At 42.0% G+C, this 22,383-nt stretch carries 20 protein-coding genes and 1 riboswitch; of the genes, 3 read left to right on the forward strand and 17 right to left on the reverse strand.

The genetic code is table 11. The features are described 5' to 3' along the window. Nucleotides 1-32: 32 nt before the first annotated feature. Nucleotides 33-213: riboswitch (cobalamin riboswitch) on the reverse strand. Between the two features lie 146 nt (nt 214-359). Continuing rightward, nucleotides 360-884: a YhcN/YlaJ family sporulation lipoprotein gene (locus ABTV07_RS11610; protein WP_433742456.1), complete on the reverse strand. Its 525-nt coding sequence runs from the start codon at nt 882-884 to the stop codon at nt 360-362. A gap of 190 nt (nt 885-1,074) precedes the next feature. Between ABTV07_RS11610 and ABTV07_RS11615 the strand changes: the two genes are divergently transcribed. After that, nucleotides 1,075-2,241 carry an alanyl-tRNA editing protein gene (locus ABTV07_RS11615; RefSeq protein WP_433742457.1) on the forward strand — a complete coding sequence of 389 codons (1,167 nt, stop codon included), beginning with the start codon at nt 1,075-1,077 and terminating at the stop codon, nt 2,239-2,241. Between the two features lie 30 nt (nt 2,242-2,271). On the opposite strand, the gene ABTV07_RS11620 is transcribed toward ABTV07_RS11615, so the two are convergent. The 3 genes from ABTV07_RS11620 to ABTV07_RS11630 form a co-directional block, all read right to left on the reverse strand. Further along, entirely contained in the window at nt 2,272-3,459 is a 1,188-nt protein-coding gene (locus tag ABTV07_RS11620; protein ID WP_433742458.1) for an MFS transporter, read from the reverse strand. A gap of 149 nt (nt 3,460-3,608) precedes the next feature. Next, nucleotides 3,609-4,784 (reverse strand): M20 family metallopeptidase, encoded by a 1,176-nt coding sequence (locus ABTV07_RS11625; protein WP_433742459.1) that lies wholly within the window; start codon nt 4,782-4,784, stop codon nt 3,609-3,611. A 112-nt stretch (nt 4,785-4,896) separates the two neighbouring features. After that, nucleotides 4,897-5,988 carry a citrate synthase/methylcitrate synthase gene (locus ABTV07_RS11630; RefSeq protein WP_433742461.1) on the reverse strand — a complete coding sequence of 364 codons (1,092 nt, stop codon included), beginning with the start codon at nt 5,986-5,988 and terminating at the stop codon, nt 4,897-4,899. A 115-nt stretch (nt 5,989-6,103) separates the two neighbouring features. On the opposite strand from ABTV07_RS11630, the gene ABTV07_RS11635 reads away from it, so the two are divergent. Continuing rightward, nucleotides 6,104-6,982: a LysR family transcriptional regulator gene (locus ABTV07_RS11635; RefSeq protein WP_433742463.1), complete on the forward strand. Its 879-nt coding sequence runs from the start codon at nt 6,104-6,106 to the stop codon at nt 6,980-6,982. A gap of 2 nt (nt 6,983-6,984) precedes the next feature. Here the strand turns inward: ABTV07_RS11635 and ABTV07_RS11640 are convergent, their stop codons facing one another. The 13 genes from ABTV07_RS11640 to ABTV07_RS11700 all read right to left on the reverse strand — a co-directional run bounded on the left by ABTV07_RS11640 (nt 6,985) and on the right by ABTV07_RS11700 (nt 20,319). Beyond that, nucleotides 6,985-7,602, reverse strand: a complete 618-nt coding sequence (locus ABTV07_RS11640) for a sterol desaturase family protein (protein ID WP_433742465.1) — start codon at nt 7,600-7,602, stop codon at nt 6,985-6,987. A 14-nt stretch (nt 7,603-7,616) separates the two neighbouring features. Further along, nucleotides 7,617-8,417, reverse strand: a complete 801-nt coding sequence (locus ABTV07_RS11645; RefSeq protein WP_433742467.1) for an MBL fold metallo-hydrolase — start codon at nt 8,415-8,417, stop codon at nt 7,617-7,619. A gap of 86 nt (nt 8,418-8,503) precedes the next feature. Then, nucleotides 8,504-10,069 carry a fatty acid--CoA ligase gene (locus ABTV07_RS11650; protein WP_433742468.1) on the reverse strand — a complete coding sequence of 522 codons (1,566 nt, stop codon included), beginning with the start codon at nt 10,067-10,069 and terminating at the stop codon, nt 8,504-8,506. Between the two features lie 21 nt (nt 10,070-10,090). Continuing rightward, entirely contained in the window at nt 10,091-11,707 is a 1,617-nt protein-coding gene (locus tag ABTV07_RS11655) for a long-chain fatty acid--CoA ligase (protein WP_433742469.1), read from the reverse strand. Between the two features lie 6 nt (nt 11,708-11,713). Beyond that, nucleotides 11,714-12,742, reverse strand: coding sequence for a CaiB/BaiF CoA transferase family protein (locus tag ABTV07_RS11660; RefSeq protein WP_433751205.1), 1,029 nt, complete (start codon nt 12,740-12,742; stop codon nt 11,714-11,716). Beyond that, the gene (locus ABTV07_RS11665; RefSeq protein WP_433742471.1) at nt 12,742-13,548 is read right to left on the reverse strand and encodes an SDR family NAD(P)-dependent oxidoreductase; all 807 of its coding nucleotides are present in this window, start codon (nt 13,546-13,548) and stop codon (nt 12,742-12,744) included. Before ABTV07_RS11665 ends, ABTV07_RS11660 begins: the two co-directional genes overlap by 1 nt. Before the next feature lie 6 nt (nt 13,549-13,554). After that, the gene (locus ABTV07_RS11670) at nt 13,555-13,947 is read right to left on the reverse strand and encodes a MaoC/PaaZ C-terminal domain-containing protein (protein ID WP_433742473.1); all 393 of its coding nucleotides are present in this window, start codon (nt 13,945-13,947) and stop codon (nt 13,555-13,557) included. Between the two features lie 13 nt (nt 13,948-13,960). After that, on the reverse strand, nt 13,961-14,401 hold the full coding sequence (locus ABTV07_RS11675; protein WP_433742475.1) for an FAS1-like dehydratase domain-containing protein: 441 nt from the start codon (nt 14,399-14,401) through the stop codon (nt 13,961-13,963). 12 nt (nt 14,402-14,413) lie between these two features. Then, entirely contained in the window at nt 14,414-15,559 is a 1,146-nt protein-coding gene (locus tag ABTV07_RS11680; protein ID WP_433742476.1) for an acyl-CoA dehydrogenase family protein, read from the reverse strand. Between the two features lie 27 nt (nt 15,560-15,586). Beyond that, nucleotides 15,587-16,765, reverse strand: coding sequence for an acetyl-CoA acetyltransferase (locus tag ABTV07_RS11685; protein ID WP_433742477.1), 1,179 nt, complete (start codon nt 16,763-16,765; stop codon nt 15,587-15,589). Next, a complete protein-coding gene (locus ABTV07_RS11690; RefSeq protein ID WP_433742479.1) occupies nt 16,762-18,186 on the reverse strand; it encodes an OB-fold domain-containing protein in 1,425 nt (474 codons plus the stop codon). Before ABTV07_RS11690 ends, ABTV07_RS11685 begins: the two co-directional genes overlap by 4 nt. Before the next feature lie 30 nt (nt 18,187-18,216). Continuing rightward, a complete protein-coding gene (locus ABTV07_RS11695) occupies nt 18,217-18,975 on the reverse strand; it encodes a DUF4931 domain-containing protein (RefSeq protein WP_433742481.1) in 759 nt (252 codons plus the stop codon). Nucleotides 18,976-19,077: 102 nt separating this feature from the next. Next, nucleotides 19,078-20,319, reverse strand: coding sequence for an MFS transporter (locus ABTV07_RS11700; RefSeq protein ID WP_433742483.1), 1,242 nt, complete (start codon nt 20,317-20,319; stop codon nt 19,078-19,080). A gap of 229 nt (nt 20,320-20,548) precedes the next feature. Between ABTV07_RS11700 and pepF the strand changes: the two genes are divergently transcribed. Further along, on the forward strand, nt 20,549-22,363 hold the full coding sequence (gene pepF / locus ABTV07_RS11705; protein WP_433742485.1) for an oligoendopeptidase F: 1,815 nt from the start codon (nt 20,549-20,551) through the stop codon (nt 22,361-22,363). The last annotated feature ends 20 nt before the right edge of the window (nt 22,364-22,383 follow it).

Consider the following 22,383-nt stretch of genomic DNA (forward strand, 5'->3'; position numbering starts at 1 on the left):
CCCTCGTTCCATCTTCCCAGCTCCCGAAGAAGATTAGACGTATGATTAAGGCAGGTCTCCTGACTTGTGCTTCAGCTTACTTTTAGGCCTTCCCGTCTCTTGAGACAGTGGTCATCCTAATTTCATCGGCACTTACAGTTGCGGGAACAGTTCTGGATTTCCACCAGATTCCCTATTAAGTCTGCAATAGACACCTTAATCAACGGTTGATTACCATATATAGATTTAAGTAAATATAAAAACACAAAATATTGTGTCATGAAATATTTTATATATTTTGATGCAATTATGCAAGGCATTTTTACATTCGAAAATCAAAAAAGGACTGAGATTCAGCTCAGTCCCTTTTTTCATTTACATTAGCGTTGATTTGGGAAAACGCGGCGAAGCATTTCTGCAATTTCATCTCCCAGACCTACAACCGGTTTACCTGCTTGAATTTTATCAGCATAGCCCTTTAATCTGTCTGCAAAATCCGGATTTGTGGAAACATACACATTGTCAATGCTTTTGTCGGCTTCCTTTACTTTGTCAGAGATTTTCTTCTCCATATCTTTTGTGTTCGTGCCTTCTTTATTCGTATCAAGCTTGGCAGCCACATAAGCAGTATGATCAGTGACAAGGACATTCGCATCGCTGACATGATTAATTTTGTTCACTTGATCAGCAACATCGTTTGCAACGGAGTAGTTGTTGTCACCCACGTTGTTATTCATATTGTTATCATTCATGTCCATATTGTTATTGTCATTGACAGTACCAGGAGTATAGCGAACATTTTGAAACTTTGTACCCTTTTCATCATTCATATTATTCTTAGAAGCACATGCAGTAAGCGGCACTGCCAAAAGGCTCGCTGCTATAACGACTTTTACTAATTTCATGTGGAATCTACCTCCATTTATTTTTTCAACTTTAGTCTTTACAAGATTGACTGAAATATGTAAGAGGAAAAATTTACAAATATAACATTTCACAATTATGTCGTTAATCCAAAGGACCATATGCTTTTTCATCCGTTGCCACGTCATGCTATACTTTACTTAACTAAGCCCGCTCGAAAGGAAGATGGTTTTGACACAAAAATTATATTATGAATTTCCACTGTTTACTTCTTGGGATACAGAAATTGATCGTATGTTTGAAGAAAATGGGAAATATTATCTTACCTTAAAAAGGACAGCCTTTTATCCTGAAGGCGGCGGTCAACCAGCCGACAAAGGAAACATAGGGGAAGCAGCTGTATTAGATGTCCAAGAAAAAGTGGATGAGATCATCCATGAGGTTGATCAATTTCCATCCTCCACAAGAGTATCATGCAGCATTGATGCAGATAGAAGACAGGACCATACACAGCACCACTCAGCTCAGCATCTTTTATCAGCCGTCCTTTTGGAGCTATTTGATATACCGACCATGAGCTTTCATCTTGGCAATGAAATTGTGACAATAGATGTCGATGCACCGTCCATTTCAGATGAACAAATCGCCATCATTGAAAAAAAGGCAAATGAGTACATTTATGATAATCGTCCGGTTCATACATACTATCCTGACCCCGAACAACTAAGCGGCATTCCACTCAGAAAAATGCCAAAAGTAGAGGAAGACATCCGTATCGTTGAAATCGAAGGAATCGATCATTCTGCTTGCTGCGGCACCCATATAGAACGTACAGGTCAGATCGGATTGTTAAAAATCATCAAAACGGAAAAGAATAAAAAGATGACAAGGATTCATTTTACTGCCGGATCCCGCTCATTAAGGGAATTTCAGCTTGCTCATAATGAAATGACTAAAATAGCACGCCATTTTTCCACTTCTAAGGAAAAGGCACTTGAGAAAATCTCCAAGCTTGAAGAGGAATTGAAAAGTGGACAGAAGGAATTGAAAGAATTAAAAGCATTCAGGGCTTCTCGTATAGCAAAGGACTTAAAAGAATCCGTGAACGGCAGAACTATTTGCCACTACTTTGCCGATTTTGATTTTGAAGAAATGTCACTGGCCGCAAGTGAACTTCTTGCTTCCGATATCCATCACGTATTGCTCGGTTGTAGAAATGGATTAAAAGTTTTATTTGCTTCCAATGCAGAATCAGAAATAAACTGCGGAAAATTAGTAAAAGAACATATCAGTAAATTCAACGGTAAAGGCGGAGGCACTCCGCAAAGGGCTCAAGGATCATTTACTCAGGAAAGCGATTTGCTTGATTTCCTAAATGAAATGCAAAAAATATTATAAAAAAAACGAAGGGATCCACTCCCTTCGTTTTTAGCTATTCACATAATTCTTGTTCAATCCGGGAGCTTTTTCATCTCTATGAAGTATAAGGGTCAAGACCACACCCATCAGCGCCAGGATTCCAAAGAATAAATATACGATATAAATGGAAAAACGATCATACAATATTCCACCTACGAATGTACTGAACCAGTTGCCGAGACCATTTCCGATAGCAGAATAGATCGTTACAGCAGTTGCGGTAATATGAGCAGGTGTAATTTCCTTGATGTATTGCAGACCTGCCGGGATGAAAAGACCGACGGATGCACCTTGGATCATTGCAGAAGCATAAATCAACCCCAGACTTGGTTCCATGAAGTAAAAGAGCCACCTGATAAGTGAAACACCACCCGCTAAAGCTGCGACAGGAAGCAGCCCCCACTTCTTAATTGCACCTCCAGCCAGCCTCATGAAAGGGACTTCTGATAGGACCGCTATCAAAAAGGCAATGCCGATTCCGCTGTAGCTGCCGCCTGATTCCTTTACAAACAAGCCGAAGTAAACATTGTTCGCTAAATTCGGTCCGAAAATCATAAACGTCACGATCAGGAATAAAACAAATTTTTTATGTGAGAACAGCTCCTTGATCCCTTTTTTTAAGTCAAGTTTTGCCGCTGCCTTTTCTTTTGGAAACTTAAGAGCAAGCAAGGAAGATGCTGCCAGCGAAATCAGAAATGAAAAAAAGATGATTTTCGGCCCAATAAATCCTTCAGAGAGCCTCCCCATAATAAATACGGCAATTCCAAACCCAAGTGAACCAAACAGCCGTATATTTCCATAATTGTAGTTGACTTTGCTTGTATATTTAAGCGAAATCGAATCAGAAACGGGAATGATGGCGCTTTGAAACATGGCAATGCAGACTGCCACCAATAAAATAAGGATGTATTGATGGAACATAATATATCCAAGAGCAAATACCCCTGCAATGACAGTAGTCCCTGCTAATACTTTAGTCGGCGCATTCGTGATATCACAGATGATGCCCCATAAAGGTTGAAAAAATATCATCATAATCGGCCCGACTGACATAATTGTCCCAATCTGGACCCCATTTAAATGTTCTGTTCCGCTCAAATAAACACTTAAAAGCGGAAAAAGGCTCCCCACCCCAAAAAAAGTAAGCAGATAAAAAATCTGCATGGTGAAGATCGTTTGCTTCTGATTACCATTCATGCTGTATCCTCCAGTAATATTCCTTTAATAGTCTACTAGAAATACTACTCTATATTTTTTAAATAATAAATATGAAAATTCATTTGTTGTCTGATTTTGCATCTTCTAGTGCGAAAAAACCCACAAAAAAGCTGTGGGTTTTTCATCGTTTATACCAATTGAGCTTGTATGCTCTTATTAAACTCTTCTTTCACTTCTTTTAGCAGGTTTTCGTCCGTAAGAAGGTCGTATCCTGTCAGGACAAGAGCCGTTATCCCTTGAATCAATGCTTTTTTGCCCTGTTCGGAAATAGTTAAATCCGCCAACTCTCTCGTGTGGCCGATCAAATCCGCTTTCCCTAATCCAATATAGGGATGAATGGCAGGAACGACATGACTTACATTCCCCATATCCAAAGACCCCAGGTTTTTGCTTGCAGGCTGAATATCGTCTACACCAGCTAATTCCAAGTTTTTTGTAAAGGCTTCTGACAGCTGGTGGTTGGTGATCATATCATCATAGCTTAGCTCGTAATTGCTGATTTCAAGCTTTGCACCTGTCATACTTTCTGCACCTTTGGCGATATTTTTAACCCTTTCCACAATCTCATTCAGATAATCCCTATCTTTTGCCCTGAAATAAAATTGAGCACATGCATAATCAGGGATTACATTGGCTGCAACGCCGCCTTCTTTAATGATGCCATGCATTCTCACATCTTGTCTTACCTGCTGGCGCATTGCATTAATTCCATTGAAAAGCATAAGAATGGCATCTAATGCATTGATGCCTTTTTCCGGTGATGCTGCAGCATGTGAGGTTTTCCCGTAATATTCAAATTGAATCGCATCCATCGCCAATGAATTTCCACTCTTGTAGGATTGTCCTGAAGGGTGCACCATCATGGCGGCGTCGATCTCGTCAAATATACCTTGTTCGGCCATAAGCACTTTTGCTCCATTTGTTTCTTCTGCTGGAGTACCAAGAACTATGACTTTTCCTCCCGTTTCGTTAACCACTTTGCTTAAAATAATGCCGGCAGCCATACTCATGGTTCCAATCATGTTATGCCCGCATCCATGGCCGATCTCAGGAAGGGCGTCATACTCGCATAAATATGCAACGACAGCACCTGGCTTCCCACTGTCAAATTCGGCTTTGAAAGCAGTAGGCCTATCTACAATATTTTCTTCTATATGGAAACCATGGCTTTTCAAGTACTCGATTAATTTGGCAGACGACTTAAATTCCTGATCACCCAATTCAGGGTTTTGAAAAATATATTCACTTATTCCATAAAAATCGTTTTTGTATGAATCTATCAATTCTTTTAATTCTTCTTTCATTGAAAGCCCTCCATCCCTATTATTCTCCTTGATTATAGACCTTATAATTATTAATTTCAATCGAATTAATATTCATAATAAGAAAGCCGACTAACTAAAGTCGGCTTTCTTACTACTCAAATTCAGGAAGGTGGCCGATGTATTCTGAATTTGGGCGGAATATTGTATTATGTTCTGCCTGTTCGATTACATGTGCCGTCCAGCCCACTACCCGGCTGGCAGTAAATGTCGGTGTAAAGAGTTCGTCATCCATATCGATCGCTCGCATGACAGCGGCTGCATAAAATTCTACATTCGCGTATAAGTTTCTGCCCGGTTTATATTCTGCCAGCAGCTTAGCAGCTAATTTTTCCACATGCAAAGCCAGATCCAGCCATTTATCCTGTCCGGAAACCTCCATTGCTTTTTCCCTTAATGCTTCTGCTCTAGGATCCGTTGTTTTATAGACACGGTGACCGAAGCCCATCAACCGCTCCCCGCTTTCAATTTTCTGCCTCAGCCATTCTTCTGCACGATCTTCTGTTTTAATATCATTCAACATTTGAGTGACACCTGATGGTGCTCCTCCATGAAGAGGTCCTTTCATAGTGCCGATCGCAGATGTAACGGCTGATGCCATATCAGACTCCGTAGAAATTGTCACCCTTGCTGAAAATGTCGAGGCGTTCATTCCATGTTCCAGTGTAAGGATCATATAAGTTTCAAGTGCACTGACATGGGCGGAATACGGCATCTCCCCTGTCAGCATATATAAATAATTCGCTACATGATTCAATTTTTCATTTGGTTCTACAAATGGCTTGTTGGCTAGCTTTCTTTTTCGATAGGCAATGATGGATGGAATGATCCCTGTTAATTTCATTGCTTGCTCGGTTGTTGGCATCCATCCAAATGAGGCATCCCCGAGTGCTGAAACAGAAGTACGGATGACCCCCATCAGATCCATATCCTGTGGAAGGGTATCTATAATATCCATTAAATAGCGGGGCAGGGCACGGTGGCTTTTCAATGCATCTGCCAAATCTGCCAGCTGGATTTGATCCGGTTTATGACCATACCATAGCAGGTAGGCAGCTTCCTCAAAGGAGAAATCAAGCGCAATTTTTTTAGCATCCAATCCCCCGTAAACCAAATGCCCCTTGTTGCCGTCAATATAACTGATAGCCGTCTGTGCGGCCACTATCCCTTTTAAACCTTGATTCATTCCGTATCTCCCCTTTCTTATAAATTTAGTATATATGGTATAATGATTTAAAGAAATTAAATATTTTTTAATTTTTTAATTAATAAGATTAATTGATTAAGAGGGGCTGTTAAAAATGGATTTCAAATGGATACATACATTCATAACTGCGGCAAAGCATGAAAATTTCCGTAAGACTGCGGAGGAATTATTCATCTCTCAGCCTTCTGTCACAATACATATAAAATTGCTTGAAGAAGAATTAGGATGTTCCCTTTTTCAAAGAAAAGGCCGGAACATCCTTCTTACAGAAGAAGGGAAACAATTTCTTCCTTCTGCAAAAAAAATATTGAAAGAATATGAGAACGGGCTTGCAAAAGTCCATCGCATCAAACAAGGCTATTCTCAATCCTTAATGCTTGGCATCTCCCCTTTAATCGCAGATACCATTCTTCCATTCGTACTGAAGCAATTCATGAAAGCCCATCCTGAAGTGGAAATCAGCGTTAAAATTGTAGAATCTGCGGGGATTGAATCCGCTGTTGAGCATGGAGAAGTAGATTTGGGATTAAGCTGCCTCCAGGTCCAAAATTCTGATTTAACCTGCACCCTATTATTTGAAGACCCTGTCATTTTTGTCGTTCCCCACGATGGGAAAGACAGTGAAACGGCACCGCCATTGGATGCCGTAGAGCTTCTTTCTACCCATTACCTGATGACCCATAATCATCCCGATTATTGGGATTCTCTCTTAAGGTCCTTGCGTACTAAAGTATCCGGAATCCGGACCATGACGGTTTCACAGGTGCATGTAACAAAGCGTTTCATTACAGAAGGTCTCGGTGTCTCTTTCCTCCCATCTTCTACTGTCAGAAGGGAACTGATGGAAGGCAGACTCTTAGAAGTCCCTTGCCCTTTCATCCCGATGCCCGCGGCGAAAACATACGCTATCCGAAAATATGAACACACTAAAGAAAAGAAATTCCTTGAATTTCTTTCCCAATTCAGAATATGAACCTACGAAACTGTCTTTTTCTCAAGATCTTGGGCTGTCCCACTCATTTCTACATCTTTTTCATCCTTTAAAGTGCCAAATAGGACGTCTACAAATGGAGTGGAAACCCCGAACCAATAATTTTCGTTTTTATAATGATGCAGAATATGAACTTTCTTCAGCCATTTTCCAAATTTGGTTTTGGGTTTTACAGGTGTATGTGCAACATAATGAGTCCATTCATAAATCAATAGCATAGAAAGAAGACCGGCCGAAAAAGAGAAGGTATGAAACCATTCATGGTGAAGTCCATAAAAGATTGCAGATAAGGCAATCATACTCGGAAGGCTGTACCAAATCGGCAGAAATAATAAATGAAGTTCGTTTGGATAAACATGATGATCATAGTGAAGCCTTTTTAATAATTTTAAAAGAAAGGGATGTTTCGGCGCCTTCAAATGGAAAACAAATCGATGGGTCAAATATTCGCTGAACATGAAAACTACTAAACCAGCAGCAAAAAACAAGAAGTGCCACAATGTTAATCCTCTCCATGAAGAGGCACCAATCAAACAAATGGTTAATACCATCAAAATAGCTATTTCTGTATGAAGAAAAAAATCTCTATAAATTTTTTTCATTCTCTTTTTCCTCTCTATACATGATTATGCTGAAAGAAAGACTTCACTAAATAGGAAGGGGAATTCTCGAACATTGATAAATAATTCAGGGCATGCTTTTTAGGAAACAAAGTCTTGGTGATTTCCCTTTGAGAGCACCCCCTCTGCTGAAGTGATTCAACCTTCCCTTTCACCTCTTCAAGGTAATCCAGCTTTCTTTGGAGCATCTTCCTGCCATCCTTAAAGATCCCTGCATGTGAACAAATATACGTTTCAAAATCATATTGCAATACTTTTTGTATCGAACCCATTAAGATTGAAGCATCTTCAAATGCAAATAGGCTTTTTGGCTTCCCTAAAACATATAAATCCCCTCCGAACATCAAGCCATTTTGTTGATTATAAAGAGCAACATGGTCTGGTGAATGCCCTGGAGAATGAATGAATTCCCATTCATATTTCCTCCCATTTAGCCTTTCCGGTAAAATATCGGGATTAAACGCCTTTCGATCTCCCCAAAAAACCTTTCGATAGAAAGGGAGTTTCGCTCTTTTAGTACAAAGGTCAACACCCTGCTGGTGAATGAAAATGGGCACATCCATATTTTTTTCAATCCATGGCGCCAATCCCGAATGGTCTTCGTGATGGTGAGTCAATATGACTTGATCATAATCCCAGCTTTTCAGAAGTGGGATCACCTCATTTGCCTTTGATGATGGACCCGTATCCACTAGTATTCCGTCGATCAAGTACAGATTGACAAAAAGAGATTGCTTGGCAAAAGTGACTTTCATTTCTGCTTGAATGATTTCATCATGCTGCTTAATTTTCATCATTTTACTTCATCCTTGTATTTGTAAATTAGTCAGTGAATGAAGGAAATAACCGGCATCAAACATAAACAGATGCCGGCAGTCTGGAATCATTTTACAGGTGTGTCTATTTCCTTCAGGCTGCTTTTCAGTAAAAACTTTTGGATTTTGCCACTCGCATTCCGCGGCAGCTGGTCGACGAAATAATATCTTCTTGGTCGTTTATAATCTGCAAGCTTAGCACTTCCTTTACAGAAAGCATCAAGGATTTCATCTGTAAGAGAAGGGTCTTTTTTGACAATAAATGCAATGACCTCTTCACCCCATTTTTCATGAGGTGCACCAAGTACAGCAGCATCCAGGACTCCTTCATGTTCAAACAGGAAATCTTCCACTTCCCGCGGATAAATATTCTCTCCGCCGCTGATGACCATGTCATCCACCCGATCAGCTATGAACAAATAGCCGTCTGTATCTATATAGCCAAGGTCTCCTGTATGATACCACCCTTTATAAAGGGCTTTTTCGGATGCTTCCTCCCGATTGAAATAACCAGCCATCATGGATGGTCCTCTTACAATGATTTCCCCTACTGCCCCAGGGGGTAAAACCTCCTCCGGCTCAGATGGTCCATCTTCATTTGGCTTAACAATACGAATTTCATGGTTATAGCACGCCTTTCCGGCAGACCCTGCTTTATGGATCTGTTCATCTTCTAACAGAAAACTGACTGCAGGACCCATTTCCGTCTGGCCATACGCTTGAATCAAGTTTATCCCCAGCTTTTCCCTTACTGCCGTAACAAGGACAGGCGCCATTGGTGCGGCTCCATATAAACCAATCCTAAGGGAAGATAATTCCGTTTCTGACAAATCTTCTTGAAGGAGCATATTCCACATTGTCGGTGCACCAAAAAATGTGGTTATCCTTTCAGAAGATATTGTGTTAAGTACTTCTTTCGGATTAAAGTGGTGGATGATGACATTTTTGGCGCCGACATGCACACGAGGCAGGAAGCAGCAATGCAGTTCTGCACAGTGAAACATCGGAGCTGCGACCAAGCCGATATCTTTAGGACGGATCTGCTTGACTGCGATGCACGTCAAACTCTGTTCAATCATATCCCGATGTCTGTGCAATACCCCTTTTGGCCTTCCAGTCGTACCGCTCGTATACATGATGGCATAGATATCATTTTCCGTAACATCTTGAGGGGCCAATTCTGCTGGCTTATCAGAAATGCAATCCCAGAAGCAGCGGGCATATGGCAATGTCTCCTCATGGATTGACCAGATTAACGTTTCCGGGAATTGTTCATGGAGTGCATCGACCTGCTGCGATAGACTCTTCTCAAATAAAAGGATCTTTGGTTTGGCATCATTCAATATGAAAGCCACTTCTTCTGTCTTTAAACGGAAATTTATCGGGTTCAATATCGCTCCGATTTTCGCACATGCAAAATAAAGACTGGCCAGTTCGCTCCCATTGTACAAAAATGTCGATACCCGGTCCCCCTTTCGCACGCCATTATCCATTAATGCATTCGCCGTCCGGTTGACATCTTCATTCCATTGTTGGAAGGTCCATCGTTTATTCAACGTTAGATCGACCAATGCTTCTTTATGGGGATATCGATTGACTGTCTGTTCAAAAACATTTCCTATGGTTACGTACATACTCTTCTCACTCCATCTCATTTATTGGTTTATGAAATGTTCTTGAAGCCGTTCCCTCAACGCGCGTTTCAGAAACTTCCCTACAGAAGTTTTTGGGATTTCCTGCATAAATAGAAGATCATCCGGAATCCACCACTTGGCGAATTGGGGAGCAAGATAGTCTAATAATTCTTGTTTGCTTACTGAATCTTTATAGGCATCCTTTAATACAACACACGCAAGAGGCCGTTCCTGCCATTTGGGATGAGGCACAGCGATAACAGCTGCTTCGAATACTCCTTCATGTGACATAAGTGCATTTTCCAGGTCAACGGAAGAAATCCATTCACCGCCGCTTTTTATAAGGTCTTTCGTCCGATCTGTAATCTTAATGCAGCCTTGTTTATTGATTGTTGCAATGTCCCCTGTATAAAGCCAGCCATCCTTGAAAGTGGACTTGCTCCTTTCATCGCGATAGTACTCCTCCGCGACCCATGGCCCCCTGATAATCAATTCACCCATTGTATTTCCGTCCCAAGGCACCTCACCATTTTCGTTGATGACCTTAATTTCAAGCCCCGGGACAACAAGTCCTTGCTTGGCGCGGATATCAATCAAGTCTTCACCTAACGCCCCTTCCATGCTGCTGGTGATTGTAGACAATGTCGCAATCGGGCTTGTTTCAGTCATCCCATACCCATGAATGAAAGGCACTCTGTAGGTTTGTTCAAATGCCCTGATGACACTTTTGGGGGCTGCAGCACCGCCGCAGATCAATGCCCGAAGACTGCTGATATCATAGTCGTTCATTTCGAGTTCCTTTAAAAGCCCAAGCCAAATGGTAGGGACCCCGGCTGTAAACGTCACTTTTTCATCCTGGATCAATTTGGCGATAATGGCAGGTGTCATGCCTGGACCAGGAAGGACCTGCGTTGCTCCAAACCATACAGATGCGAATGGGAGCCCCCAGGCATTTGCATGGAACATTGGGACTACAGGCATCGTGACATCCCGTTCGGAAAGAGCAAGTGTATCAGCCAGTCCTATAGCCATGCTATGGAGATAAATTCCACGGTGGGAATATACGACTCCTTTTGGATTACCGGTTGTAGCAGATGTATAGCACATTCCTGCTGGAGAATTTTCATCTAAATCTTCTTTAAAGGCATAATGCTCATCACCTTTTTCAACCAGTTCTTCATAAGAGTATGCAGGAGAAAGAGTGGTTTCTGGAAGAGAACTTTCATCAGACATAATGATGAATGTTTCAACTGTATGCAGTTGATCGCGGACCTTTTCAATGACCGGTACGAGATCTTCATCAATCAATAGGATTTTATCTTCTGCATGGTTGATGACATAAACCAGATGTTCGGGAGAAAGGCGGATATTGACCATATGAAGGACTGCTCCGCAGCAAGGTACTGCAAAGTATGCTTCCAGGTGTCTGTGATGATTCCAGGCAAATGTCCCAATTTTACTGCCAGGCTCCATTCCAAGCTTCTCTAATGAACTCGAAAGCCGTCTGGTCCTTTTGACAAAGTCTGAATAAGTAAAACGCTGTATTCCGGAAAGGGTTCTTGAGATGATTTGTTTCTGAGGAAAATACTTTTCTGCTCGGTGAATAAATGAAGTTAGAAGTAATGGCGTGTTCATCATTTGATTCTATTCCCCCTCTTTTATTTGTTCATGAAAAATTGATTCTCCCAGGAATAATTCATTGTGCTCCCCTAAACTGGGAAAAGGGTTCAATGATGAAAAACTTTTACCATCAGGAGCTATTGAGTTTTTAATTTGCTGCGAATACACCTCCTCAATTGAAAGGACAGGTGTCAGACAGCAATCATGGAGGATGCCAAACCTTGTCCATTCTTCGAAGGTCTTCATACGGAATATGGCCTTCAGTTCTCCTTGTGCAGGGTTAAAAGAAGATAAATTCATGCCTTTGCAGAAGTTTGACCAGAACTTATCTTCTAAGGCTGCCAATGCCACATGGCGATTATCAAGGGTTTCATAGATGGCATATCTCGGGTTTAAACCCTCTAACTCAGGAATTCCATTATGCCTTTTACTGTAATTAAAATATTGAAAGTGATTATTCATTAAGTCGATCGCTGCGTCTAAAATAGATACCTCAATATGTGCTCCCTCACCAGTCCGTTCTTTGTGCAGGAGGGCAGCAAGGATTGATTCAGAAGCTTTAATTCCACCAACCTGATCTGCGATTGTAAGGGTAGGATGGATAGGTGAATGATCTGCATCGGCCATTTGTGAAAGGAGGCCGCTTAATGCCAGAAAATTCAAATCATGGCTTCCCTGATGCCTGCGTTCGTTTACCGCGCTGTAGCCTCTCAATGAGCAGTAAATAATATTCTCTTTTATCCTTTTTACTGACTCATAACCTAGACCAAAACGGTCCAGGATTCCTGGACGAAAGCTTTCCAGTATGACATCCGTGCCTGTAATCAATTTTTTTAATCTTTCTATTTCTTTATCGTTTTTCAAATCAACCTGAATGCTTTTTTTTCCGCGATTATTTGCAGAGAAGACATGGCCGCCTCCAACTGATCTGGCAGGATCTCCTTCAGGCGGCTCAACTTTAATGACTTCAGCCCCCATTTCGGCAAGTCTTTTGGAGGCGTATGGACCCGGAAGATAAAAGGAAAAATCCAGTATCCGATACCCTTTTAACATCACGTATACCAGCCCCCGTTAATATGCAGGACCTGGCCATTGGTATAATTGGATAGCGGGGAAGCTAGATAAAAGATGGCGTTAGCCGCTTCCTCTGCAGTACCCGCTCTTCCTTGTGGAATGGATTTTTCAAACATGGCCCTGACCTTTTCAGGAATGCCTACAGCAGAGCCATTGACCATTTCACCTTTTTCCTTGCTTTGTGTCAAACGGGTATCGATCAGTCCAAATGCCACAGCATTGCAATTCACATTATATGCTCCCCATTCCCGCGCAACTGTTTTGGTAAGGCCGATTAAACCAGCTTTGGCTGATGAATAATTCGCTTGGCCCACGTTGCCCATAACTCCTGCGACAGAAGAAACATTGACGATTTTTCGATACTTTTCGATGCCTTGTTCCTTATCTTTTTTACCAGCATCCCTGAAGTATGGAGATGCCTCGCGAATGAGTCTGAATGGCGCCATTAAATGGATGTCGATCATCGCTTGAAATTGTTCGTCTGTCATTTTGTGGATCATGCCATCCCATGTATAGCCCGCATTGTTCACCAGGACATCGATTTCACCATAGGTTTCGACAGCAAAATGCATCAACTCCCTGGCGAATTCAGGTGCCGTCACATCCCCAATGAAATAAGCTGCTTCACCGCCACCCGCCCGAATTTCCTCGACAGTTTCGACGGCAGGGGCTTCATCCCTATCAGAAATGATGACCTTTGCTCCTGCTTGTGCCATTTGCATGGCGCAGGCTTTTCCTACACCTCTGCCTGACCCCGTAATAATGGCAACTTGATTTTCCATCATATTGAATCACTCCTCTTTTTTGACTGTAAATGTTCCTTTCAGCTTCACTTCTCCTTCCTCATTTATCGCAGCGACTTCACCTAGGACATACGTTTCCTTTTCATCAGTCTCTTCTCTAAGGATATTTCCACTGATTGAAAGCTTTTCTCCGGGATATGTCATTTTTTGAAATCTGACCTGAAACTGCCTTAAAGATTTCCTTGGAAACCATGTACAAATGGCTTCACCCGCCATCCCCATGATCAGCATTCCATGGGCGATGCAGTCCTTTAAACCTGCCTCTTGAGCAATTGGCACAACAGTATGGATTGGATTGAAATCTCCGGAGGCTCCCGCATACTTCACCAATTGTGAATGGGTGAGGGGATTTTTATTGATTGCCTGCAATTCCTTTTTCATGTCCTGACCCCTCCTAGTGGCGTTCGATGACAGTCGATCGGCTGATCATTGCTATCAATCCAGTTGAATCCCGAAAGACCGTCTCAAGTTTAAAAAAGTCCATATTGCCTTTTTGGACGTGTTTCACCACTTCCATCTGACCGGAGATGACTTCACCTGCACAGATTGTTTTCATATATTCATATTCTTGCTCCCCATGCAGCACATTCAAAGGATTCAACTCAAGCAGTTCGATTAATTTTTCAAAATCCAACCCTGCCCACATTTCTATCACTGTAGCAAAAGTCGGCGGGATGGGAATATCATCATAGCCTTGCTCCAAAGCAGCACTTAAATCAAAGTAAATGGGATTTAGATCCCCTATGGCCTGAGCAAATTCCTTAATCTTGCCCCGTTCAATGGTGAAGCCGAATTCCTTTGTTTTCAATCCTGCCTTATCTACAAACGATTTCATGGCTGCCCCCCCTTATAAACCCATATTTTTTGCAATGATCACCTTCATGATTTCATTGGTTCCAGCATATATGCCAGAAACAGGGATATCACGATATCTCCTGGCAATCTCATATTCTTCCATATATCCATACCCCCCGTGCAGCTGCAAACATTCCCCCGCCGTTTTCTTTGCCATATCGGTAATCCACCATTTCGCCATGGAGACTTTTTGGGTGACCTCTTCCCCTCTCATATGGCCAGCAATCAATTGATCCAAAAATGCCCTGCCTAATTCAACTTCTGTTGCCATTTCCGCTATTTTAAACTGACTATTCTGAAATTTTGAGACAGGTTTTCCGAATGCCTTTCTGCTTTTAACATAGTCCACGGTCATTCTAAGCATTTCCTCTGCAGCAACTTGTGCAGAAATAGCGACGATCAGCCTTTCCTGCTGAAGTTTTTCCATCATATAATAAAATCCTTTTCCGGCGTCCCCCAAGAGGTTATCTTTGTGGACGCGGCAATCTTCAAAAAACAATTCAGCGGTATCCTGGCTGTGAAGGCCGATCTTATTTAATTTCCTTCCCCTTGAAAAACCCTCGGTCCCTTCTTCAACAAGAAAGAGGCTGATGCCGTTATGGGCAGGAGATGCGGTTAAATCTGTTTTACATGCCAAGAGGATAAGATCAGCTTGTATTCCATTTGTGATGAACGTTTTCTGGCCATTGATTATAAAGGAGTCCCCTTCTTCCTGAGCAAAGGTTCGTATATTCGCCAAGTCTGAGCCCGCACCCGGTTCTGTCATGGCAATAGCTGTAATGATGCTGCCATCCGTACACCCCGGCAGCCATTTCTGCTTTTGTTCCTCCGTTCCGTATGCCTCAAGATAGGGAACGACGATCTCGTTGTGCAATCCAATTCCTACCAGCCCTGAACCTACCCGCTCCAATTCTTCTATGAGGACTACGGAATATCCCCAATCCGTTTCACTTCCCCCATACATTTCTGAGAGATGGGGACAAAGAAAGCCCATTTTCCCCATTCTTCTCCAAAACGAGCGGGGGATCAACCTCTCTTCTTCCCATTGATCATAAAAAGGCGAAGCTTCTTTATCCAAAAACTTCTTCACAGTTCTTCGAAATTCTCTATGATCGTCTGTCAAATAAGGATGCTGCATCTCAATTCACCTTCCTTTTGACTATATCTATGAAAGCTCTTTTCCTATAATGGAAACAAATGATACACATTGCCAAGGATATCCTCCAAGATTATGGGTCAAGCCTATTTTTGGATTATCTAACTGCCTTTTTTCTGCCCTGCCTTGGAATTGCAGATACATTTCATAAAGCATTCGAAGTCCGCTCGCACCTATGGGGTGTCCAAAAGACTTTAAGCCCCCGTCTGGATTGACTGGCAATTTGCCATTCAAATCAAACTTCCCATTCATTGCATCCTTCCAGCCCTTCCCTTTTTCACTGAATCCAAGATCTTCATAAATAATCAGTTCTGTGGGGGTAAAACAATCATGCACCTCTGCCATATCTATTTCTTTGCTTGGATCTCTGATTCCTGCTTGCTTATAGGCAGAGGAGGAAGAAGCTAGATTTTCTTTTATGGATGTGAAATCAAATCCCTGCATTAGCATTCCTTCTCCATTACCCGCTGCAACAGCCAACGCCTTTATATACATCGGATTTTTTTTATGCCTCTTTGCATCTTCTGTTCTCATGATGATGGCGGCGGCAGCACCATCTGCAACACCTGAACAGTCCAATATCCCTAAAGGTTCCGCAATTAGGGGGGAATTCATGATCTTCTCCATAGGAATTTCCGTTTGATACTGTGCTTTTTTATTGAGAGAACCATTTCGATGATTTTTCCAAGCAATACGCGACAGAACCTCTTTTCCCGCGGCTTTATCCAAACCGAATTTATGGAAATAGGCCGGTGCCAATAAAGAAAAAGCAGCAGGGGCAGTGATGTTGGGAAATGTCCCATCTCCGTCAGGACTATTGATGACCAGTCCGCTAAAGCCGGAATCCTTCAACTTTTCCACCCCGACAACAAGAACCGTATCATATGCCCCGGCTGCAACTGCATAGCAGGCATTCCGAAATGCCTCTGACCCTGTGGCACACATATTCTCAACTCGGGTAACCGGAATATAATCCGACTTCAATGCTGAAGAAAGCGTCGTTCCTGCATAACCGGAGTCCATGGTACCGATCCATGCCGCGTCAATATCAGCCAGTTCGATTCCCGCATCGTTCAATGCTTCTTGTACTGCGTCAATGATCAAATCATCCGTACTTTTATCCCAATGTTCTTTAAATTGGGTACACCCCATGCCAACCACGGCCGTTTTGTCGCTGATCCCTTTCATGCTTCTTCCTCCTTTCGGGTTGGCACTGCCTTCCAAAAATAATTATGGATGCCAGATGCAGTGTATAACTTTCTAAAGCTAAACTCTACTTCTCTCCCAATCTGCAGATCACCTTCTTCCCAATCAGCTACCTGAGCGAGCATTCTTCCTCCTCCTTCAAAATCAATCACTGCAAAAGCAGATGGTGATGAAGGGGACGAAGCAAGAAAATCCATCGTATACGTAAATATTGAAGCACGTTTCCTTTTAAACGAATACGGTTCTATTTCGTCGACTGATCCGCAGGAAGGGCAGACTCGCTGTGCAGGAAAAAACGGAGAATGACAGCGCTTGCATTCACTTCCTTGAAAAGAAAGAATTCCTTTTCTATTCCTCCATAATGCCGGAGCAGAAGGCTGTTTTGCCTCTGGCCTCCTTCCATTATCAACTTCAATCTTATCCCTCCACTTGAGGACTTCTCCATAGGTGGTGGAAGTATTCTTATATCTTTTAAAACATGTAGAGCTTTTATGGGGATGGAAGTCTTTTATTTTTTCTGAGCAACGGAAAAGAAATGCATCGCATCCTTCACTGATATTCAACAGGAGGATTATTTCCCCGGGATTCCTTTTTTCCAAAGATTTGGCCAGCATTGCCAGTGGATTGGCTGTTCCTAAATGACCGTGCCAGCTATCGTCCATTTCCGTTACCTGTCCTTCCGTAAAACCAAGACTTTTTACAAACGGAATCTGGAATTTTGAGAATGGCGCCGATATTAGCGCAGAGTCTATCCTTTTCAGGTCTAACTCTGCTGCCCTCAATGCAGTATTCAGCGCTTCTTTTGCAGACTGCAAGGCAACATTCTGCACAAACCGATCTTCCCATTGACGCGCATAACTTTCCCCTTCATTCCTCCATACACTCAGATGTTCACTATTGATGGAGGCGGAACCTATCAACTCTGCTATGACATCTTCCCCTTCGCCAATAAGGATTGATGCCGCTCCGTCACCGCAGTTTAATTCCATCTCGCTGTTCGGGTTTCCTCCCCTCATGTCGGACGCTGCTATTAAAATATCACATTGTTTCATCCTGTGATGCAAACCCGCTTTCAATGCACCACTGCCGGCTCTTAAGCTGTGTCCGTAGTCCATTGTTTCGATTGTTTCTGGCAGATCCAAGGCAGATTGGATGGTTACAGCCCCCATTTTCTCAGCATATGGAGGTGTCGTTGTTGCAAAATAGAGGGCTTCGGGCTTCGCATTTTTATAGGAAGAAAACAAATTGCAGCAGGCGTTGACGGCTAAGGATAAACTATCCTCATCGAAGTTGGCGATAGATCTTTCACCTTTTTGAGGCTTTCCTCCATGAAAATGTGAAATCTTGTTTCGTTCAAGACGATTAAAAGGAAAGTAGAGACCGTAAGCTTTTATCCCAAACATATCAAACTATTCCTCCATTCAATTTGATTATCAACAGTGCTTGCTTTGGATGTCCCTCACTGTTTCCTCCAGATTAATAGGCAGCTGCGGAATGGAATAGCCCACGAACAAAGGAGATGTGACAAACCGTGGCATGATTTTTACAGCAATCTCATTCCTGATGTGGTAAAAAAATAGATTATAGCTGCTGCATTTGATTCTGTATTGATTCAATATGTAGTAAATGGTCTTCTGCACATAGTCCGCAAGCTGCGAAACATTTCCCTTATCCTGCATGATGACGTTCCATTCGTAAAATCCGATTCTTGGAGAAGTTGATAATGTCCATTCCACTCCCTCATTAGTTTCAATCAAAATCCCATCAAAATCGCTTCTCGAAACTTTGCGGCGATAATCCATGCCTTCAAGGCCGACAATCTGCATATGGGGATGTTTCAATGTTCCTCCAGACAATGGGCCGTGGTTTTTAAACATCAGGACGGATTTGAATCTTGGATCCTTCTCCATCATCAGCCAATGATTGATGGCAAATGAAAATAGTTCATGTAAATGCTGTTTGGAGTATAGTGAGATGTCCCCGTCGCAATCATCCGTTTCTATTAAAACGGTCTGAAAAGTATCCTCGAGAACAGGATATTTATTTTTTAGAAGGATAATGCTTCCTTTTTCATCAATGATGCCGGAAAGTTCTTCTCTTCGGCAGAAGGGGCATTCTGTTTCTTTATTTCTGATGTTCTCAGGTTTATGCATGGCGATACCGTTATTAAATCGTAAATGTGTTTGTTCCATGTTCATTCTCCCTTTCTATCTCTATCATTCTTGATAGGTCTTTCGAAACCCTTCTTAAAAAGAAAAATCAGCCAACCCGGTTTTCAGCTGGCTGATCCTCATCTATCTGATTTTCCATAAGATCGATCTTACATAAAAGGAAACGACTAGGATATTTAATATTGCACTGCCTAAAAAAATGACTTTAGGTCCCCACCACATCATGATCCATCCGGAACAAAACATAGTGACAGGCATCCCCATCCGGAATAACGTCCCAGTGATCCCTGTGATCCTTCCAATCAGATGGGAGGGTGTTTGTTCATGTCTTATCGTATAGACACAGATGCTATTCAATGTTGTGGCAGCGCCGTGAATGAACAATGCAGCAACGAGCAAATAGATGCTGCCTGTAAGGAAGAGGACAAAATAAGCGATTGCATTTATGATCGCTGCGAAGCCCAATGTCTTCCCTATCCCAAAGAGATCCCTTGCTTTACTGGCCAAAAGGCTGCCAATCAGTCCGCCGAAACCGGAAACCGAGAAAATGACCGCCAATACCGCATTTTTTATGTGCATTCCATCCTTTGCGAGGTAAATCACCGTTGTACTGACTACAATAAATGAAGAGTTTAATAGTATGGTATAGATTGTCGTCTTAAAAAGAACGGCATTTGCTTTAAAAGCAAACCAACCCTCTTTTAATTCTTCCATCCATGAGGATTTTTCATTTTCCGGAGAACGGGATTCTCTTATCCTTAATCTGGTCAAAGTAAAAAAACTGATGATATACACAAGAGCGGCCAGCAGAATCCCATCTGAAATTCTTGCGAGCAGGAATACTAATCCGGTAAACACTGGTCCCATGATCCCTATAAATGATTCAACAAATGAAAATTTCGCATTCGCTGAAGTCATTTGAAGTGGAGTGGCACTTAGCTTTATCAAGCTTATCTGTGTATTAAAATAACCGTAATTGAATGTCAGCAAGAGGAATCCAACAATATAATACATCCATAAATGAATGATATGATGGAACGAGAGATACCAAAGGAATATCAGCAGTCCCGATTGCAGCCCTATCATCCAAAGCGCCCATCTCTTCTTATTCAGCCGATCGACAATCACGCCGACAACGATGCCAAAAAAAAGATTGGGCAGAAGTTCAGCTGTCCTCATATTTGCCATGGCTACCGAAGAATGCGTCAAATCATACATGAGCAATGGCAAAACGATTTCATAAAGCTTGTTTCCGATGCTGAGCAAAAGCCCCGAAACCAATAAGTAAACAAAAGAGGTATTTTTCCAGATGGATGATGCTTTATTAACAGAAGGCTCGACCAGCTTTATTGATCCAGTATTCATTTAATATTCCTCCAAAATTAAAAACTTTTATACTTTCATTCTATGAAGATTTCCAAAAAGAAAAATGGTAAACAGAAGAGCTGTTTTTTCCCCTTTTTTCAAGCCTTTATCCCTTTTTTCCGCGACTTGACATGTCCGAAGATTCAGAATAGTTCTATCAATCTACAATGATTTCCAGTATAATGATATTTGTTAGCGACGCGAAATAAAGTGCTGGAGGGATATACATATGGAAAAAACAAAGCAGAAGAGATTGGAAAGACATGAGGTGCCTTTAGAGCACACTTGGGATTTAAGCGAATTGTTTGAATCAGAGGAAGATTTCCATCTTGAATCGTCTGCCATCCTTAATGATTTGCCGAATATTTCACGCTTCAAAGGAAAATTGCAGGAGGATTCCTCTTTGCTTTTAGCTTGTTTAGGAGAGTATGAGGAAATGTGGAAGCGATTGATCCGTGTTGGAACGTATGCAAGTCTCAGGCAATCCGAAGATGGAACTAATCCGGACAACCAGGCAAATTCCGCTAAGATTTCCTCCCTCATGTCTGAAGCAAATGCTGCCTTTTCTTTTATCACATCTGAAATCATTGATTTTCCTGAAGGGAAATTGGAAGAATTTATTCAAAATGAAAAAGGATTGGAAGCTTATGAACTGACATTACATGAAATTCAAGAAGACAAACCGTATCAGCTTTCAAAAGAAACCGAAGAAGTGCTTGCCGCACTAGGACATGTACATCAAGCACCTTATACCATTTACCAGCTCAGTAAACTGTCGGATATGCAATTTGATTCATTTGAGGATGAATCCGGGGAAGAAAAGCCTGTTTCCTTTGCCCTTTATGAAGATCGCTATGAACTTTCACCAAAAGCAGATGAGCGCAGGAAAGCTTTTTCTTCATTTACCAAAACCTTGAGACAGTACAAAAACACTTTTGCCGCTACATATGCCACTGAAGTGAAAAAACAAGTGACACTTGCAAAATTACGCGGGTACGAATCCGTTACACACATGCTTTTGCATCCTCAAAAAGTGACCACGGATATGTATCATAACCAGCTCGATACTATTTTAAAAGAACTATCTCCTCATATGCAGAGATATGCCCAGCTGAAAAAGAAAATCCTAGGCTTGGATACCATGAAGTACTGTGATTTGAAGGCACCGCTTGATTCTGAATATCTGCCTAAAACAACCTTTGAAGAAGCTTCTGAAATCATTTTAAAAGCACTTGCAGTCATGGGCCCTGAATATTCTGCAATAATGGAAAAAGCACTATCGGAAAGATGGGTCGACTTGGCAGACAACGTCGGCAAATCAACTGGAGCCTTTTGTTCAAGTCCTTATGTAGCCCATCCATACATTTTAATTACTTGGACCGATACGATGAGGGGAGCTTTCGTGCTTGCCCATGAACTTGGCCACGCCGGTCATTTTTATTTAGCCAATCAAGAGCAAAGCCTGTTCAATACGCGGCCGTCTACTTATTTTATAGAAGCTCCATCTACTATGAATGAAATGCTTCTGGCACAGCATATGCTCTCAACCACAAAGGATAAGCGAATGAGAAATTGGATCATCACCCAGCTGCTTGGAACGTACTACCACAATTTTGTCACTCACTTATTGGAAGGTGAATTCCAGCGCAGGATATACAAGATTGCAGAAGAAGGCGGCGCATTGACAGCGAAGACATTCTGCGAACAAAAAGCCGATGTTCTTTCAACTTTCTGGGGTGACACTGTGGAAATCGATGAAGGGGCAAGTCTGACCTGGATGAGGCAGCCTCACTATTATATGGGCCTTTACCCATATACCTACTCCGCCGGATTGACAGCTTCCACTGCTGCAGCCCAGCTTATTCAGGAAGAAGGCCAGCCTGCTGTAGACAGGTGGCTTGAAGTCTTGAAAGCGGGCGGCACTAAGACACCTCTTGAATTGATGAGGCATGCCGGCGTCGACATGAGCACACCTGAACCGATCAAAAAAGCTGTAAGCTATGTCGGTTCATTGATCGATGAATTAGAAAATAATTATCAATAAAGAAGAAAAGCTCCAGCGCC

It is taken from the genome of Falsibacillus pallidus, assembly GCF_050990905.1.
GTDB classification, from domain to species: Bacteria; Bacillota; Bacilli; order Bacillales; family DSM-25281; genus Falsibacillus; species Falsibacillus pallidus_A.

Excerpts from the sequence above, each read along its gene's own strand:
- pepF (WP_433742485.1), top strand. The coding sequence starts at position 20,549 with ATGGAAAAAACAAAGCAGAAGAGATTGGAAAGACATGAGGTGCCTTTA.
- ABTV07_RS11700 (WP_433742483.1), bottom strand. The coding sequence starts at position 20,319 with ATGAATACTGGATCAATAAAGCTGGTCGAGCCTTCTGTTAATAAAGCA.
- ABTV07_RS11660 (WP_433751205.1), bottom strand. The coding sequence starts at position 12,742 with ATGTTAAAAGGGTATCGGATACTGGATTTTTCCTTTTATCTTCCGGGT.
- ABTV07_RS11690 (WP_433742479.1), bottom strand. The coding sequence starts at position 18,186 with ATGTTTGGGATAAAAGCTTACGGTCTCTACTTTCCTTTTAATCGTCTT.
- ABTV07_RS11640 (WP_433742465.1), bottom strand. The coding sequence starts at position 7,602 with ATGAAAAAAATTTATAGAGATTTTTTTCTTCATACAGAAATAGCTATT.
- ABTV07_RS11620 (WP_433742458.1), bottom strand. The coding sequence starts at position 3,459 with ATGAATGGTAATCAGAAGCAAACGATCTTCACCATGCAGATTTTTTAT.
- ABTV07_RS11635 (WP_433742463.1), top strand. The coding sequence starts at position 6,104 with ATGGATTTCAAATGGATACATACATTCATAACTGCGGCAAAGCATGAA.
- ABTV07_RS11650 (WP_433742468.1), bottom strand. The coding sequence starts at position 10,069 with ATGTACGTAACCATAGGAAATGTTTTTGAACAGACAGTCAATCGATAT.
- ABTV07_RS11670 (WP_433742473.1), bottom strand. The coding sequence starts at position 13,947 with ATGAAAAAGGAATTGCAGGCAATCAATAAAAATCCCCTCACCCATTCA.
- ABTV07_RS11695 (WP_433742481.1), bottom strand. The coding sequence starts at position 18,975 with ATGGAACAAACACATTTACGATTTAATAACGGTATCGCCATGCATAAA.
- ABTV07_RS11675 (WP_433742475.1), bottom strand. The coding sequence starts at position 14,401 with ATGAAATCGTTTGTAGATAAGGCAGGATTGAAAACAAAGGAATTCGGC.
- ABTV07_RS11680 (WP_433742476.1), bottom strand. The coding sequence starts at position 15,559 with ATGCAGCATCCTTATTTGACAGACGATCATAGAGAATTTCGAAGAACT.
- ABTV07_RS11610 (WP_433742456.1), bottom strand. The coding sequence starts at position 884 with ATGAAATTAGTAAAAGTCGTTATAGCAGCGAGCCTTTTGGCAGTGCCG.
- ABTV07_RS11685 (WP_433742477.1), bottom strand. The coding sequence starts at position 16,765 with ATGAAAGGGATCAGCGACAAAACGGCCGTGGTTGGCATGGGGTGTACC.
- ABTV07_RS11630 (WP_433742461.1), bottom strand. The coding sequence starts at position 5,988 with ATGAATCAAGGTTTAAAAGGGATAGTGGCCGCACAGACGGCTATCAGT.
- ABTV07_RS11625 (WP_433742459.1), bottom strand. The coding sequence starts at position 4,784 with ATGAAAGAAGAATTAAAAGAATTGATAGATTCATACAAAAACGATTTT.
- ABTV07_RS11645 (WP_433742467.1), bottom strand. The coding sequence starts at position 8,417 with ATGATGAAAATTAAGCAGCATGATGAAATCATTCAAGCAGAAATGAAA.
- ABTV07_RS11665 (WP_433742471.1), bottom strand. The coding sequence starts at position 13,548 with ATGATGGAAAATCAAGTTGCCATTATTACGGGGTCAGGCAGAGGTGTA.
- ABTV07_RS11655 (WP_433742469.1), bottom strand. The coding sequence starts at position 11,707 with ATGATGAACACGCCATTACTTCTAACTTCATTTATTCACCGAGCAGAA.